The sequence below is a fragment of the Corynebacterium lubricantis DSM 45231 genome (assembly GCF_000379425.1).
Taxonomy (GTDB): Bacteria; Actinomycetota; Actinomycetes; order Mycobacteriales; family Mycobacteriaceae; genus Corynebacterium; species Corynebacterium lubricantis.
This window is the reverse complement of record NZ_KB902204.1, coordinates 165820-178228: the sequence shown is the minus strand read 5'-3', so window position 1 is coordinate 178228 and position 12409 is coordinate 165820. Positions and strand designations below refer to the sequence as shown.

Annotated in this window: 14 protein-coding genes and 1 other RNA gene; 9 read left to right on the top strand and 6 right to left on the bottom strand. The window is 60.0% G+C overall.

Going from position 1 to position 12409, the window contains the following annotated elements; all coding sequences use genetic code 11:
• The first annotated feature begins 41 nt into the window (after window positions 1–41).
• Genes A37O_RS0108880 through A37O_RS0108865 form a run of 4 tightly spaced genes read left to right on the top strand, consistent with a single transcriptional unit; the run spans window position 42 to window position 2707 of the window.
• Window positions 42–1433: a peptidoglycan DD-metalloendopeptidase family protein gene (locus A37O_RS0108880; RefSeq protein ID WP_018297158.1), complete on the top strand. Its 1392-nt coding sequence runs from the start codon at window positions 42–44 to the stop codon at window positions 1431–1433.
• Window positions 1433–1891, top strand: coding sequence for a hypothetical protein (locus A37O_RS0108875; protein ID WP_018297157.1), 459 nt, complete (start codon window positions 1433–1435; stop codon window positions 1889–1891). The genes A37O_RS0108880 and A37O_RS0108875 overlap by 1 nt, the downstream gene beginning before the upstream one ends.
• Before the next feature lie 2 nt (window positions 1892–1893).
• Window positions 1894–2397 (top strand): hypothetical protein, encoded by a 504-nt coding sequence (locus A37O_RS0108870; protein ID WP_033377953.1) that lies wholly within the window; start codon window positions 1894–1896, stop codon window positions 2395–2397.
• The gene (locus tag A37O_RS0108865) at window positions 2369–2707 is read left to right on the top strand and encodes a hypothetical protein (RefSeq protein ID WP_018297155.1); all 339 of its coding nucleotides are present in this window, start codon (window positions 2369–2371) and stop codon (window positions 2705–2707) included. Before A37O_RS0108870 ends, A37O_RS0108865 begins: the two co-directional genes overlap by 29 nt.
• Before the next feature lie 490 nt (window positions 2708–3197).
• Here the strand turns inward: A37O_RS0108865 and A37O_RS0108860 are convergent, their stop codons facing one another.
• The 4 genes from A37O_RS0108860 to A37O_RS0108845 are packed head-to-tail and all read right to left on the bottom strand — an operon-like array spanning window position 3198 to window position 5942.
• The gene (locus A37O_RS0108860; RefSeq protein WP_018297154.1) at window positions 3198–3803 is read right to left on the bottom strand and encodes a hypothetical protein; all 606 of its coding nucleotides are present in this window, start codon (window positions 3801–3803) and stop codon (window positions 3198–3200) included.
• Window positions 3804–3832: 29 nt separating this feature from the next.
• Complete coding sequence (locus A37O_RS0108855) at window positions 3833–4768, bottom strand: SURF1 family cytochrome oxidase biogenesis protein (protein ID WP_033377951.1); 936 nt, start codon at window positions 4766–4768, stop codon at window positions 3833–3835.
• 6 nt (window positions 4769–4774) lie between these two features.
• Window positions 4775–5254: a low molecular weight protein-tyrosine-phosphatase gene (locus A37O_RS0108850; protein WP_018297152.1), complete on the bottom strand. Its 480-nt coding sequence runs from the start codon at window positions 5252–5254 to the stop codon at window positions 4775–4777.
• Window positions 5241–5942, bottom strand: a complete 702-nt coding sequence (locus A37O_RS0108845; protein ID WP_018297151.1) for an HAD-IA family hydrolase — start codon at window positions 5940–5942, stop codon at window positions 5241–5243. Before A37O_RS0108845 ends, A37O_RS0108850 begins: the two co-directional genes overlap by 14 nt.
• On the opposite strand from A37O_RS0108845, the gene A37O_RS0108840 reads away from it, so the two are divergent.
• From A37O_RS0108840 to A37O_RS0108830, 3 genes are read left to right on the top strand one after another with little or no spacing between them, the layout of a single operon-like run.
• The gene (locus A37O_RS0108840) at window positions 5941–7071 is read left to right on the top strand and encodes a Nif3-like dinuclear metal center hexameric protein (RefSeq protein ID WP_018297150.1); all 1131 of its coding nucleotides are present in this window, start codon (window positions 5941–5943) and stop codon (window positions 7069–7071) included. The genes A37O_RS0108845 and A37O_RS0108840 overlap by 2 nt on opposite strands.
• Before the next feature lie 15 nt (window positions 7072–7086).
• Window positions 7087–7758: a zinc ribbon domain-containing protein gene (locus A37O_RS0108835; RefSeq protein ID WP_018297149.1), complete on the top strand. Its 672-nt coding sequence runs from the start codon at window positions 7087–7089 to the stop codon at window positions 7756–7758.
• The gene (locus tag A37O_RS0108830; RefSeq protein WP_018297148.1) at window positions 7755–8897 is read left to right on the top strand and encodes a bifunctional RNase H/acid phosphatase; all 1143 of its coding nucleotides are present in this window, start codon (window positions 7755–7757) and stop codon (window positions 8895–8897) included. Before A37O_RS0108835 ends, A37O_RS0108830 begins: the two co-directional genes overlap by 4 nt.
• 13 nt (window positions 8898–8910) lie before the next feature.
• Here the strand turns inward: A37O_RS0108830 and A37O_RS0108825 are convergent, their stop codons facing one another.
• On the bottom strand, window positions 8911–9141 hold the full coding sequence (locus A37O_RS0108825) for a heavy-metal-associated domain-containing protein (protein ID WP_018297147.1): 231 nt from the start codon (window positions 9139–9141) through the stop codon (window positions 8911–8913).
• A 143-nt stretch (window positions 9142–9284) separates the two neighbouring features.
• On the opposite strand from A37O_RS0108825, the gene rnpB reads away from it, so the two are divergent.
• Both rnpB and A37O_RS0108820 read left to right on the top strand, forming a co-directional pair.
• An RNA gene (gene rnpB / locus A37O_RS15895) (RNase P RNA component class A) lies at window positions 9285–9683 on the top strand.
• 26 nt (window positions 9684–9709) lie between these two features.
• Entirely contained in the window at window positions 9710–11107 is a 1398-nt protein-coding gene (locus A37O_RS0108820) for an RNB domain-containing ribonuclease (protein ID WP_018297146.1), read from the top strand.
• Here the strand turns inward: A37O_RS0108820 and A37O_RS0108815 are convergent.
• Window positions 11104–12327 (bottom strand): galactokinase family protein, encoded by a 1224-nt coding sequence (locus A37O_RS0108815; protein WP_018297145.1) that lies wholly within the window; start codon window positions 12325–12327, stop codon window positions 11104–11106. The two genes, A37O_RS0108820 and A37O_RS0108815, sit on opposite strands and share 4 nt — an antisense overlap.
• Window positions 12328–12409 lie beyond the last annotated feature (82 nt).

Sequence of the window (12409 nt, the reverse complement as noted above, 5' to 3'; positions counted from 1 at the left end):
AACACTAAGGAGGTGACTTACCAGTGGGTAGACAATGGCCAATGAAAAGGGGTGCATACACCCTGACTTCGGGGTTTGGTCCCCGGTGGGGTGCCCAGCACTCAGGATTAGACTTTGGTGCCCCTGATGGCACTCCGTTCTACGCCTGCGCCGGTGGCACTGTGCAATACATTGGTGCCGCAACTGGATACGGGCAGTGGATCGTGATTGACCACCCTTCGAGTGAAGGTGGTGGCTGCACCGAGTACGGGCACATGTGGAATGCGTTTGCCACGGGCCTGAAAGTTGGTGACTGGGTAAACGCTGGTGATCTGATTGGCTACGTGGGTAGTAATGGCCAATCAACGGGCCCACACCTGCACCTGACGGTATGGCAGACAGGCTATGGTTCCGTCCGCATTGACCCAGAAGTGTGGCTGCAAAACGCACTACACCCCGGCGAGGCCACAACCGCCGCGGCTAAGACCGCTGGGAGCGCATCGACAATATTTGGTGTAGACGTGTCCGAGCACCAGGACGGCATGAGCCTGACACAGGCCGCGCGCGAAGGTATCGAGTTCGCCATCATCCGAACAACCGATGGCACCTACAAGGACCGCACCTACCGGTCCCACATGGCGGATGCGGAAAACGGTGGCCTGGTAACCGCTGCTTACCACTATCTGCGCAACCCTTCCGAGGGCACAACGATTCGCCAGCAAGTCGAAGCTTCCCTTGCAGTAATGGGGGACATGGTGCGCCCAATGTGGATCGACGTGGAAACACCGCGAGGACTACACGTTGACCACATCCGTGAGGCTAAACGAGAGTTTGAAGCCCGTGGTGTGCCTGTGGTGGGCGCATATTCGTATGTGCCTTATTGGGAAGGCCAAATCGCGCCGGGGGAGCCTGACAGCCACGAGTTCGGCGCGTTCTGGGTGGCTGCGTACGGCGCGAACCGCGCGGGTAAGCCTTCCGCAATCTACCCAGGGGACAACGCGCAGCAGTGGTCGTACCCGCTGGGCAATCAGAAACCCGCACTGTGGCAATTCGGATCTAACGCTGCCGTGGCTGGGTATTCGGTGGACATTAACGCCTATAAGGGCACTAAAGAGCAAATTCGGAACCTGTTCTATGGAGAGGAAGAACTAAGCATGTCCGACAAGCAAGAGATCATTGCCGCTATCCGCGAGGAAGGCGCAAAAACTCGCAAGTACATGGCGGATTACACCAAGGGGTTCAACGGGCCGATTGGCTCCGATGTGAAGGACATCCGTGAGCAATTGTTCGGTAAGGATTCCCGAGATAAGGGGCAGATCAACGGCTGGGCACAGTTGGGCAAAGACCAGTACGGCAACAACCTTTCCGCGATTGATGGTATTGCCGCATCTCGCCAAGACAATGCCCGCATCGAGTCGAAACTGGACGAACTACTCAAGAAGGAGAACGACTAATGGCTGCTCAACTTTCACCTGAAAACCGCAAGGTAATCTATTCCGTTTCCGGTTCGCTGCTGTCCCTTCTCGTCGTGTTCAACGTGATCACCGCGGATAGTATCGCCCAGTGGCAGGATGCCATCATGCTGCTCGCTGAGACCGCTGTGCCGTTCGTGGGCGCTCTCGGTAACTTCTATGCAGTCGCCAAGACTAAGCATGGTTCGGACGATCCTGTAACCCAGGATGATGTGGAGCGGGCGAAGGCTCAGGGCCGTAGCGAGGTCGAGCAGGAAATCGCGTTGCAGACTCCCGCCGTCGAAGAGGTCGAGCTGGTTGAGGTTCCACCTGTGCCGCAAGTACCCGCGGCGTATGACCCTAGTTTCCAGCTTGAGTCCTACAACTCTTCTGAGCCTGGCAAGCACGCGCGCCTGGCCCCGGAAGTCGATCTGCCGACGTTCCAGAAGCCTGGTGTGTGATCATGCCTATCGAGCATCTACCGGCACCGGTGCGCCCTGGTTTGCGTTCGTTCCGTGACCTGTGGTGGCGCTCGTTTGGGCCAATCATGGCGTTTATGTCCGTGACTGCGCTGGCATTCGGCCTGTCGTACTTCGGCATCTTCGGAACCTACAAGGCCCGTATCCATCCGATTGAGAATCTAACTGCGATCGAGTTTTGGGCCACCCTGTGGGTTATCGCCGGTGTTGCTGCTGGTGTGCTCGCGTTGTGGCCTAAGGGGACAACGCGCGGTTATCGTGCTGCCTCGTCGGTGGTGATCTTCTTGTACTTCACGATGTGCTCTATTTGGGCAGTCTCGTATTGGCTCGGTTTTATTCACGGCACGCTTGATCGAGGGATTGCAATGGCGGTGCTTTTCACCGTGCTGCCGTTCCTGATCCTGCATGATGCATACGAGACTTCCCGAGAGAACAAGGGAGTGGATAAGGAGAAGCTGCATGACGTGGCCCGACGAATTGCCGAATGATGTATGGGGATTCCTTACCGTCGCATTCGTCGTGCTCGTCGGCGGGGGTGGCACCTGGGCATGGGACAAGATCACCGGAAAGAAGAAAGACCAAGAGACAGATGAAGAAACGGCTAGTGCTTTGGATGCTGTAGTGGAATCGTTCATGAGCCAGATTGCTGGCATTAAGTCTGAGCTAAAGGATGTGCGCGCCGGAATGGCGATACTGGATTCCAAGTACACGCTGTCTCTGCGCACGATTCGTGCCTACCGTGCTGCCTACCCAGAGAGCGGGATCGACATACCAGTTGAGATTGTCGAGGACTTGTAGGGCAAGAACTCCACGACAATTCCACGACTTGTGGGATATTTTCGGGCCGTTTCCAGTCGTGTCGAGTCTTGTCACAATTTACGAACCTCAAGGTAATGGTGCTAATCTGCTAGTTAATAGGGCTGATAGAGCGACAATCTAATGGTTTACACCCAGTAGGTCGGGGGTTCGATCCCCTCTTGGCGCACAAATGAAATAGCAGGTCAAAGCCACTTTCCGAGAAATCGGGTAGTGGCTTTTCTGTTTTTTCACATGGGATTTCACGCGTGGTACACACGGGCTTTTCTTGAAACTTCAAAGAGGTGCACTTCGCACGACTTTGTTTGCTGCGACCTGCGGTTTTAGATTTCGCCGTGCGTTAGGTTCGGGGGAGGGGGCCGTTTTCGACCATGCGGGGCCCTGAGGCGGACCTAACGCACGGCGAAGTAAGAAACCGCAGGTCAGATAATGGTGATATCTGGCAAAGTGCACCTAGTTTTGTGGGAGAAACTTAATGCGCTAGCTCGGCCTCGATCAAAGAGCCAAAACCCGTCTCCTCGGCTGCGAGGGTATCCACCCAGACCGTCAGCGGGTTGGAGTGGCAGGCGCCCTCATATGTGAGCGCGGTCATGCCGGGAAGAGCCACCAACTGGGGGAGACGGAGTTCGGCGCAGACATCTCCGAAGTCAGGGTCGAGGTCGTATTCAAGGTCGTGGACATCCCATTCGCCGACCTGGAATCGCAGGGAACCGGAGCCAGGGGAGTTGGCATCGGGGAAATCAAACAGGTCCGAGACCTGGGAGAGAGACCCTGCGGACTCGGCGAGTTCGGTGAAGAAGGCGAGGAGCTGAGAACGGGTGGTGCGGGCGCGACGGGAATCGTCGACGAAGACGTAGTAGAAAACGCGGTCATCGTCGGGATCGCAGGCACCCAACAAGGTCAAAAGAGGGCGACGACGAAAGAGCGCGAGGTCATCGGCGACGGAATCCTCGATGTCTTCGTGTTCGACGCCAAGGTGCGGGTACACGCCGACGGTTTCGAGGAGAGCCACGGACTCGTCGATAAGCGTGTGATCGGATTCAGTCAGAGACGTGCTGGAAGGTTCCCAAAGACTCATGACGTGGCCGCCCTTTCCTAGAAATGTTGCTAGATGCGTTCCTGTTCGCGATCAGACTTCTTCGCCCAGTGGCTACGGCGAGAATCACCGTAGCGGTTCCGCATGCGCTGAGCCTGGGCGGGCTCACCGTCATCAGAGCTAGGTTCGGTATCTGGGTCATTCTCCGGGTGTGGATCCAGGCCCGCAGCGGCTAGCTCGGCTTCCTCTTCGCGCACGCGGCGGCGTTCCTTAATCTCGGAACGAACGAAGATCAGCAAACCAAGTGGAGCCATCACACCGAATGTGATCCACTGTAGACCGTAAGACAGGTGGTTGCCGCGCTCCAGCTGAGGAAGCACAAGCGGGTTCAAGGAACCGGGCTGCTCGTCGGTGACCATGATCCACGGCTCGGCCAAAGGCTCGCCGGTGAGTTCACCGATTTGCTCCGTGTTAATGGAGTAAACCTGCTGGTAGCCCTGATCAACGAGCGGTTGGGAGGTGTGCACGCCTTCGTCGACACGCAACATGCCGGTGACGGTGACTTCACTGGTTGGTGGGTCCGCAATCGGGGCGACCTTAGTGCCGTCCACGGCGTCGACCCAGCCACGGTTAATCAAGATGACCTGGCCGTTGGTGAGCTCGAAAGGCACGAGCGACTGGAACGCTGGGTGGGATTCCACCGGGCGCAGACGCAGGAGAACCTCGGAATCTGCCAGGTAGTGACCGGTCAGAGTCACGCGAGTCCACTCTTGGTCACGGTCGTAGGTGCCGTCCGGTGCAACGAGATCAGTGACGGGCACAGGGTCAACCTCGAAGGATGCCTCGATGCGGTCATTGCGCTCGACGATTGCGTCATCCTTGCCCAGCTGCCACGGCGCGAGGAAGGAAAAGGCGAAGTAGGAAAAGATCACAATCAGCACAGCTGTGATCACCCAACCAGGGCTTAAAAACTTTTTCCACCAGGACGTTTCACTACTACGGCTCACAATTACCTACTCTACCTGCGAGTCTTTATTAGACCGAACCCATTCAATAATACCCGGGGTGGCTGACTCAATTTGGGTGCGAGTTTCGGAGAAACCCTCGGGCCCACCGTAGTACGGGTCGTCGACACCCGCTCCTTCGGGAGAGGCGGGGTCGAAGGAACGCAGCAAGCGGATCCGGTCCTCAGGCACGCCGCGCGCGATGAGTTCCGAGACATGGTTCGGGGCCAGGGCCACGATGAGGTCGGCTTCATAGCGGTCGCCGCCGAATTGCTCGGCGCGGTGTTGGGAACCGTTGTAACCATTCTGGGAAAGCTCGGCGAGGGCGCGCTCGTCGGCAGGCTTACCCACGTGCCAGCTGCCGATGCCGGAAGAGGTCAGGCGGACGTCGTCGTCAAGCGATTCTTGCGCTAATGCGTCGCGGACAATCACCTCTGCCATGGGGGAGCGGCAGATGTTGCCGGTGCAAACGAAATCAATATGCAGCATGGATATTCCTTACTATCTTGTCCAGCTCGGCGGGGGAGTGCGCAATATATTGTGCCGTGTCCCATTCCGCCTGTTCGCCGTACCCCCACGTTACCGCTGCGGTGTCCACACCAAAATGGGCGGCACCCTCGATGTCGTGGTGGCGATCGCCGACCATCAAGATCTCCTCGCCCTCGAGGTTGACGTTGTCGAAGACATACTGGATCACGGCCTGCTTGGTGCGGCGCGCGCCGTCCTCCTCGGCGGCACCGAGAAACTCGAAATGGTCCAAGAAACCCTCGCGCTCTAAGATTGCGCGGGCGAAACCCTCACCCTTCGAGGTCGCCGTGATCAGCCGGAAATCTTCCCTGTCCCAGGTGGATACCAGGTCGAGCATGTGGGGGAAGGCCGTCGCGTTGGCCCAGCCTCCGTCGCGCGTGTAGTCCATATAAGTCCGAAAGGCCTTGCGCACGAGCTCCTCGGGCAGGCCCAGGCCACGCAGCGTTTCCTCCATGGGAGGCCCCGCGATGCGCCGCAGGAACTTCTCGTCGGGGTGCTGCCAATCCACGGAATCGAGAGCGTGGAGCAAACCGGCGCGAATTCCCGGCATGGAATCAATCAGGGTTCCATCGACGTCCAAAAGCAATGTAGTCACCTGCACAGCATCCCATAAAACGATGTCGGGGGAGTGATCTAAGATGGGGCGCATGACTACTGTCGGCGACGTAATCAAGGAACTCAATACTGCCTACCCGCCCGAATTGGCGGAGAGCTGGGACTCTGTCGGCCTCGTCTGCGGCGACCCGGACGATGAGGTCACGCGCGTGGCCTTCGCGCTGGACTGCACCCTCGCTGTGGCCGAGCGCGCGGTGGAGCTGGGCGCCGAGCTATTGGTTGTGCATCACCCGCTGCTTCTGCGTGGGGTGGACACGGTGGCCGCGAATACGCCGAAGGGCAAAGTGATTCACACCTTATTAAAGGGCGGCTGCGCGCTCTTTTCCGCGCACACCAACGCGGACTCGGCACGTCCTGGTGTGTCCGATAAGTTGGCGGAGCTCGTGGGCATTACCCCGGGCCGTCCCATCAAAGTCGTCGATCCCCGTGCGCGCGACAAATGGGGCGTGCACATCCCGCAGGCCTCGGTGCGTACCGTCATGGACGCGCTCTTTTCCGCGGGCGCGGGCAAGATTGGTAATTACTCCGAGTGCGCCTTCGAGATCGCCGGCCAGGGCGGGTTCACCCCGCTCGAGGGCGCCGATCCCACCGACGGGGAGGTGGGTCAGCACTTCTCGGCGCCAGAGACGCGGGTGGAATTCGTCGCGGATGCCAGGTTGCGCAGATCGCTTATCGACGAATTGCGTCGCACCCACCCCTACGAGGAACCCGCCTTCGACATCGTGTCCATGGAAGAGGACGTGGATCTCGCCACCGCCACCGGATTGGGCCGAGTGGGCGAGTTGCCCGAGCCGATGACGCTGCGCGACTTCACTCAGCAGGTGGCCAACGCGCTGCCCGAGACCGCGTGGGGTGTGCGCGCCGCCGGCGACCCAGACCAGCTGGTGCAGAAGGTTGCCGTCAGCTCCGGGTCGGGAGATAGCTTCCTGGCCGACGTGTCCCGGCTGGGGGTCGATGTATATGTCACCAGTGATCTCCGCCACCACCCGGTCGACGAACACCTGCGTGCGGGCGGGCCAGCCGTGATCGATACCGCACACTGGGCTAGTGAATTTCCGTGGACTACCCAGGCAGCGGGTATCGTGGCACCTCTAGGGGTGACAACGGAAATTATTTCGATTCGCACCGACCCGTGGACTGTGTCAGCACATCCGGAAAACTAGAAAGAGACTTAAAGGATGAAACTCGCAAAAGATTTACAGCCGATCCTGCTGCAGCTGGCGGACGCTGAGCGTCGTGCCGGCCAGCCAACCCAGATCAGCCCAGAGCAGGAAGAGCTGAACAAGCTGATCAAAGAGCGTGCACGCATGAGCGATGCGGCTGGCTCCGCACAGCTGGCTGTCGACGATATGGAGCTGGAAATCCTGCGCATCCAGGAAGATGAGCGCAAGTTAAAGAAGCGCGAGCTCGACGACAAGCGCCAGCTCGGCGCGGAGACTGATCCGCAGCGTCGCAAAGACTTGGAGCATGACCGCTACGCCGCGAAGTCGCGCATCGCTGACCTGCTTTCTGAGTTGAAGGAAGCACACAACGAGATCGCTGCTTTGCGCAACAACCGCGATGTGCACGGCGCGCGCCTGGATGAGCTCGACCGCAAGATCGAGGTGGCCAAGCGCGACGTCGAGGCAGTTCCCGAGGTAGAAGAGCAGGATCCGGCACAGTTGCGCGCACAGCTTCCCGCCGACGCTGTCGAAGCCTACGACGACCAGGGGGCAGCCGCATTCACCCAAGGACGCACCTGCAATAGCTGCTTCATTCAGCTGACCGGCGCCGAGCGCGACGAAGTGGCGAACACGCCGGAAGACGAGCTTCCTACGTGTCCCAACTGTGGAGTGTTGTTGGTTCGATGAAAGTCACCATTTACGCAGACGGCGGCTCGCGCGGAAACCCCGGTGTCGCCGGGTCGGGCACCGTCGTCTACGACGAAGCAGGCAACACCCTGCGCGAAATTGCCTACGTCGTGGGCCAAAAGGCAACGAACAACGTGGCCGAGTACACGGGTCTGCTGCGCGGGCTCGAGGCCGCGCGCGATCTGGGTGCTACTGAGGTAGACATCTACATGGACTCCAAGCTTGTCGTCGAGCAGATGAGCGGGCGCTGGAAGATCAAGCACCCGGACATGCAAAAGCTCGCGCTGGAAGCCAAAAAGATTGCTGCCGGGTTCGACACGGTGGACTACACCTGGGTGCCGCGCAACAAGAATAAGAAGGCCGACGAACTATCAAACGTGGCCATGGATGCCGCAGCACAGGGCGCCGCGCCGGGTGTTGTCGGTGGCGAAACGCCAGCTGAGCCGGAGCCAGCAGCTGAGCCGGAGCAGTCAGAGGCCCCAAACCACGAGGTGGCCAGTCATGCGCATTGGTACGGCATCGACGAAGCTCCCACCCGGTTCGTGCTCCTGCGCCACGGACAGACCGAGCACTCGGCGAAGCACTGCTACTCGGGTTCGTCTGACCCGGTACTCACCGAGGTGGGCCAGGACCAGGCGAAGCGAGCCGCAAAGTGGATCGCGCAGACGGAATCTATCGATGTGATTGTCTCGTCCCCGCGCACCCGCGCGCTGGAAACAGCCGCGGCAGTCTCTGCGGTCTCAGGTGTCAAGGTGGAAACCGTCGAGGGCCTGCGCGAAATGGACTTCGGTGACTTTGAGGGCAAGACTCGCGACGAGGCCGTGAAGGTAGATCCGGAACAGTTCCAGGCCTGGTATTCGTCGTATAGCGTGGCTCCGCCGGGCGGCGAGTCCGTCGAAGACATGGACAAACGCATCGTCGAGGTACGCAAGCAACTGCAGACGCGGTACGCGGGCAAGACCGTCGTGGTGGTTTCGCATGTCACGCCGGTGAAGTCGTTTGTGCGCCAGGGGCTGAACTCCGGTGCGGATACCTACACGCACCTGTTTTTGGATCTGGCGTCGATCTCCGTGGTGGAGTTTTACCCCGAATCGGCAGTAGTGCGCCGCGTCAACGACACGGCGCACCTGATGTTCTAACTAAGTGCTCTCATTAGATATTCGAGGGCTTTGCCTTGTAACCCACCTCGGCGATCGCGTCGACGAGGTTGCGCACGCTGACCTGCTGTGGGTCGTGCTCGACCAGGATGCGGCCCGAGGAGAACTTCACCTCGGCGTCCTCGACGCCCTCGAGGCCATTGAGCTTGGTTTCAATCTTCGTCACACACGAGGGGCAAGTGAACTCGTCGGAACGAAGTGTGGTCTTTTTCAGTGTCTCTGGCATTGTTTCTTTCCTTTCCTTAATTCCTTACATGTTTCACTCTATGGCGCGGACCCACACCGTTCCTTGACGCAGATCAAGTAGCACGAAATCGGCAAGGAATTAGTGAATCGCAGCGTCAGAGACGTAGAATAGGAACTCGCGAATGAGCTGGCCGGGCAATCGCGGCTCCTGAACCCCACGGAACGTGGACAGCAGGTGTCGAGGAAAGTCCGGACTCCATAGAGCACGGTGGTTGCTAACGGCAACCCGGGGCGACCTGCGGGAAAGTGCAACAGAAAGTAGACCGCCTGGGAAACCAGGTAAGGGTGAAAGGGTGCGGTAAGAGCGCACCGGCACGCGTGATGACACGTGTGGCCAGGTAAACCCCACCGGGAGCAAGGCATTACACCGCGCACACTGCGCGGTGGTTCGGACGCTATGGCTGCTCGTCTAGTCCGAAGGTAGCTGCTTGAGGCACCCAGCAATGGGTAGTCCAGATGGATGTTTGCCGCTGCGAGGTCCGCCTCGTAGTACAGAATCCGGCTTACAGGTCAGCTCATTCGCCAATTTTTTGCCATACTTGGCAGTTATGAAACTTTATGCCGCACCCTTAAATTTCCGGCCGATCGCCGCGGAATTCGAGATCCCCACCGCCTTTACGCCCGAGCTCCACGCGGAGGCGGCCGCCGCAACGGACAAGTTCGCAGGTCAGCGTCGTGACGCGCGTGAGATTCCGCTGGTCACCATCGACCCGGTGGGATCGCGCGACCTCGACCAAGCGGTCTGCATCGAGCAAAAAGACAGCGGTTACCGGGTGTACTACGCCATCGCGGACGTTGCGGCCTTCATTGAGCCAGGTTCCGCGCTTAGCGACGAGTCCCTGGTCCGCGGGCAAACCATCTACCTGCCCGATGAGCCTGCACGCCTGCACCCCGAGGAACTCTCGGAAGGCTCCGCCTCGCTGCTGCCTGACGTGGATCGCCCGGCGGTGTTGTGGACCTTCGACTTGGATGAGGCCGGCGAGGTCGACAACGTCCACCTCGAGCGCGCATTGGTGCACTCGGTAGCCAGGCTGGATTACGACGGTGTGCAGGCCGACCTGGACGCCGGGCGCATGCACCCGTCTATCGAGCACTTGCCCGCGGTGGGGAAGCTACGCCAGGAATCTTCGCTGCGCCGGCACGCGATCAACCTGCGCCTGCCGTCGGTGCGCGTGGAAGAACTCGAGGACGGCCGCTACGAGCTACAGATCGAACCGCGCCACCCGATCATGGATTACAACTCGGAGATCTCCCTGCTCACCGGCATGGCGGCCGGTCAGATGATGGAATCGGCAGACACTGGTTTCTTGCGCACCCTGCGGCCCGCCACCGAGGAATCCGAAAAGGTCTTCCGCGACGAGGTCCATGCTCTAGGCTTCGCGTTTGATGCGGACATGCCCATCGGCGAATTCCTTTCGGTGGTCAATCCAGACACCCCGCGTGGCATGGCAGTACAACGAGAAGCCCAAAAGCTCCTGCGCGGTGCGGGCTATGTTGCGCTTCCTGAAAAGGATCCTGAGGTCCACGCCGGCATCGGCGGGTATTACTCACACGTCACGGCACCGCTGCGCCGCCTGATCGACCGCTATGCCACCGAGGTGTGCCTCGCTATTTCCGGTGGCTACGAAGTGCCCAGCTGGGTAACAGAGGGCGCGCCTGCCGTGGTGAAATCCATGGGGCGGACCTCTCCACTGGCGAATTCGGTGGATCGGGCATGCCTCAATCTCACGGAGGCCACAGTGCTCGCGCCGTGGTTGGGGCAAAACTTTGACGGTGTGGTGCTGCAGACGAATCCGGAGTCCGCTCAGTCGCGCATCTTCATCATCGAGCCGCCTGTGCTGGGGCAATCCCTGGGTACTCCGGAAGAAGGGATTGAAACCAACTTCTCGCTTGTGCGCGCAGACGTGCAGACCCGCGAAGTCGCCTTCGCGTGGCCCGCAGACTAGCTCACCACGCGGGCGACCTCGCCCTGGAGCACAGGTAAAACGTAAAAGCCGTCGTCGACAAGATCGGCGACGAAATTCTGCGTGTGCGGCACAGGCACGAAGGCGACCACTGCCTGGCTCATGCCAGCCGCAGCTGGTCGCGCCGCACGCGCACCGCGCAGGTTGAGCAGTTTCACCAGCTCATTCGGGGTGTCCAGCCCGTGCGTATCGTGCGGGGTGTTCAACAGGTGAAAGAGATCGTTCTGGCGACGCGAGCGCAACGCCTTCGCCACAGCCAGGGCGCGCAGCGTTTCATTTTCGCTAAACAGCATCCAATCGTGCGCCTGCTCCTCGGTGGGTGTGCCGTCGGTGCCGCGGACCTGGTGGATAGCCTGCAACCACTCCACCACGCGCGCCGGGGCATCCGGGATTGAACGCAGCGACTCGGTGCCGAAGTTGTGCGTCGCCGCGTCGATAAACTTGCGACGCCGTGCGATCAACTCGGCCTGCGAGGCATCTGGCTCGCCGAGATCCTTAGCCACCGAGAAGATGTCCACCCCCGAGCGCAGCGGGTGCGGCGCCTGGGTGACCGACCCATCGGCGTAGTCCACCACGGACACGGTCTCACCAACGCCGCGCAGGGCAGCGGTGTGGCGGGCGCGCAGCACGGGCATCGTGGAATAGGTATCTACGGCCTGGGAACACAACTCAGCGATGCGCGTGCGCAGCGGTGCTTCATTAATATCTTCATGATCAGCCAGCAGCGCCAGGGCAAGGGCCACATCGGCGGCGTACATGGCACCCATACCGGAACCGATAGGAATGTCAGATTCCACCGTGATGTCCATCCCGGTGGTCTCCCGCGAGAGCATCTGCCGTGAGATCAGGTTGTGCACAATACCCGCATAGCGCGTGCCTAAGCCAGGCGCGGCATCGTTGATAGAGGCCAGGGAGGCCTCGCCGACGACCTCGCGGACATGTTGGCCGCCTGCTTCGTCGACTTCGGCGGTGCGGAAGGTGACGTGCACGCTATCGTCGTCACGCGAAGAAAACGCCACCGCGGCGCGCAGCTGGGTTAAACCAACAATGGTGACACCACCGTAGTAGTCAACATTTTCCCCGATCAGTACCCAGGTGGCTGGTGCGTCTGCGATGTGCACTGGGCTCGAACCAGTGATGCGCTCGTGGGACTCGCGGACTCGATCGGCTGGTGGGGTATCTGGAGTGGTCCACAATGGCATTGAGATTGACCAACCTTTCGACTTCAAAACTCTTGAGGATATAACAAGACTACCAACGATGGGAGTAGGATGGCCTGCACCT

What these genes read in the sequence shown, in the direction of transcription:
- A37O_RS0108850 (WP_018297152.1), bottom strand. Translation starts at nt 5,254, where the DNA reads ATGCTGCATATTGATTTCGTTTGCACCGGCAACATCTGCCGCTCCCCC.
- A37O_RS0108860 (WP_018297154.1), bottom strand. Translation starts at nt 3,803, where the DNA reads ATGAGTCTTTGGGAACCTTCCAGCACGTCTCTGACTGAATCCGATCAC.
- A37O_RS0108875 (WP_018297157.1), top strand. Translation starts at nt 1,433, where the DNA reads ATGGCTGCTCAACTTTCACCTGAAAACCGCAAGGTAATCTATTCCGTT.
- A37O_RS0108830 (WP_018297148.1), top strand. Translation starts at nt 7,755, where the DNA reads ATGAAAGTCACCATTTACGCAGACGGCGGCTCGCGCGGAAACCCCGGT.
- A37O_RS0108840 (WP_018297150.1), top strand. Translation starts at nt 5,941, where the DNA reads ATGACTACTGTCGGCGACGTAATCAAGGAACTCAATACTGCCTACCCG.
- A37O_RS0108870 (WP_033377953.1), top strand. Translation starts at nt 1,894, where the DNA reads ATGCCTATCGAGCATCTACCGGCACCGGTGCGCCCTGGTTTGCGTTCG.
- A37O_RS0108825 (WP_018297147.1), bottom strand. Translation starts at nt 9,141, where the DNA reads ATGCCAGAGACACTGAAAAAGACCACACTTCGTTCCGACGAGTTCACT.
- A37O_RS0108845 (WP_018297151.1), bottom strand. Translation starts at nt 5,942, where the DNA reads ATGCGCCCCATCTTAGATCACTCCCCCGACATCGTTTTATGGGATGCT.
- A37O_RS0108835 (WP_018297149.1), top strand. Translation starts at nt 7,087, where the DNA reads ATGAAACTCGCAAAAGATTTACAGCCGATCCTGCTGCAGCTGGCGGAC.
- A37O_RS0108815 (WP_018297145.1), bottom strand. Translation starts at nt 12,327, where the DNA reads ATGCCATTGTGGACCACTCCAGATACCCCACCAGCCGATCGAGTCCGC.
- A37O_RS0108880 (WP_018297158.1), top strand. Translation starts at nt 42, where the DNA reads ATGAAAAGGGGTGCATACACCCTGACTTCGGGGTTTGGTCCCCGGTGG.
- A37O_RS0108820 (WP_018297146.1), top strand. Translation starts at nt 9,710, where the DNA reads ATGAAACTTTATGCCGCACCCTTAAATTTCCGGCCGATCGCCGCGGAA.
- A37O_RS0108865 (WP_018297155.1), top strand. Translation starts at nt 2,369, where the DNA reads ATGACGTGGCCCGACGAATTGCCGAATGATGTATGGGGATTCCTTACC.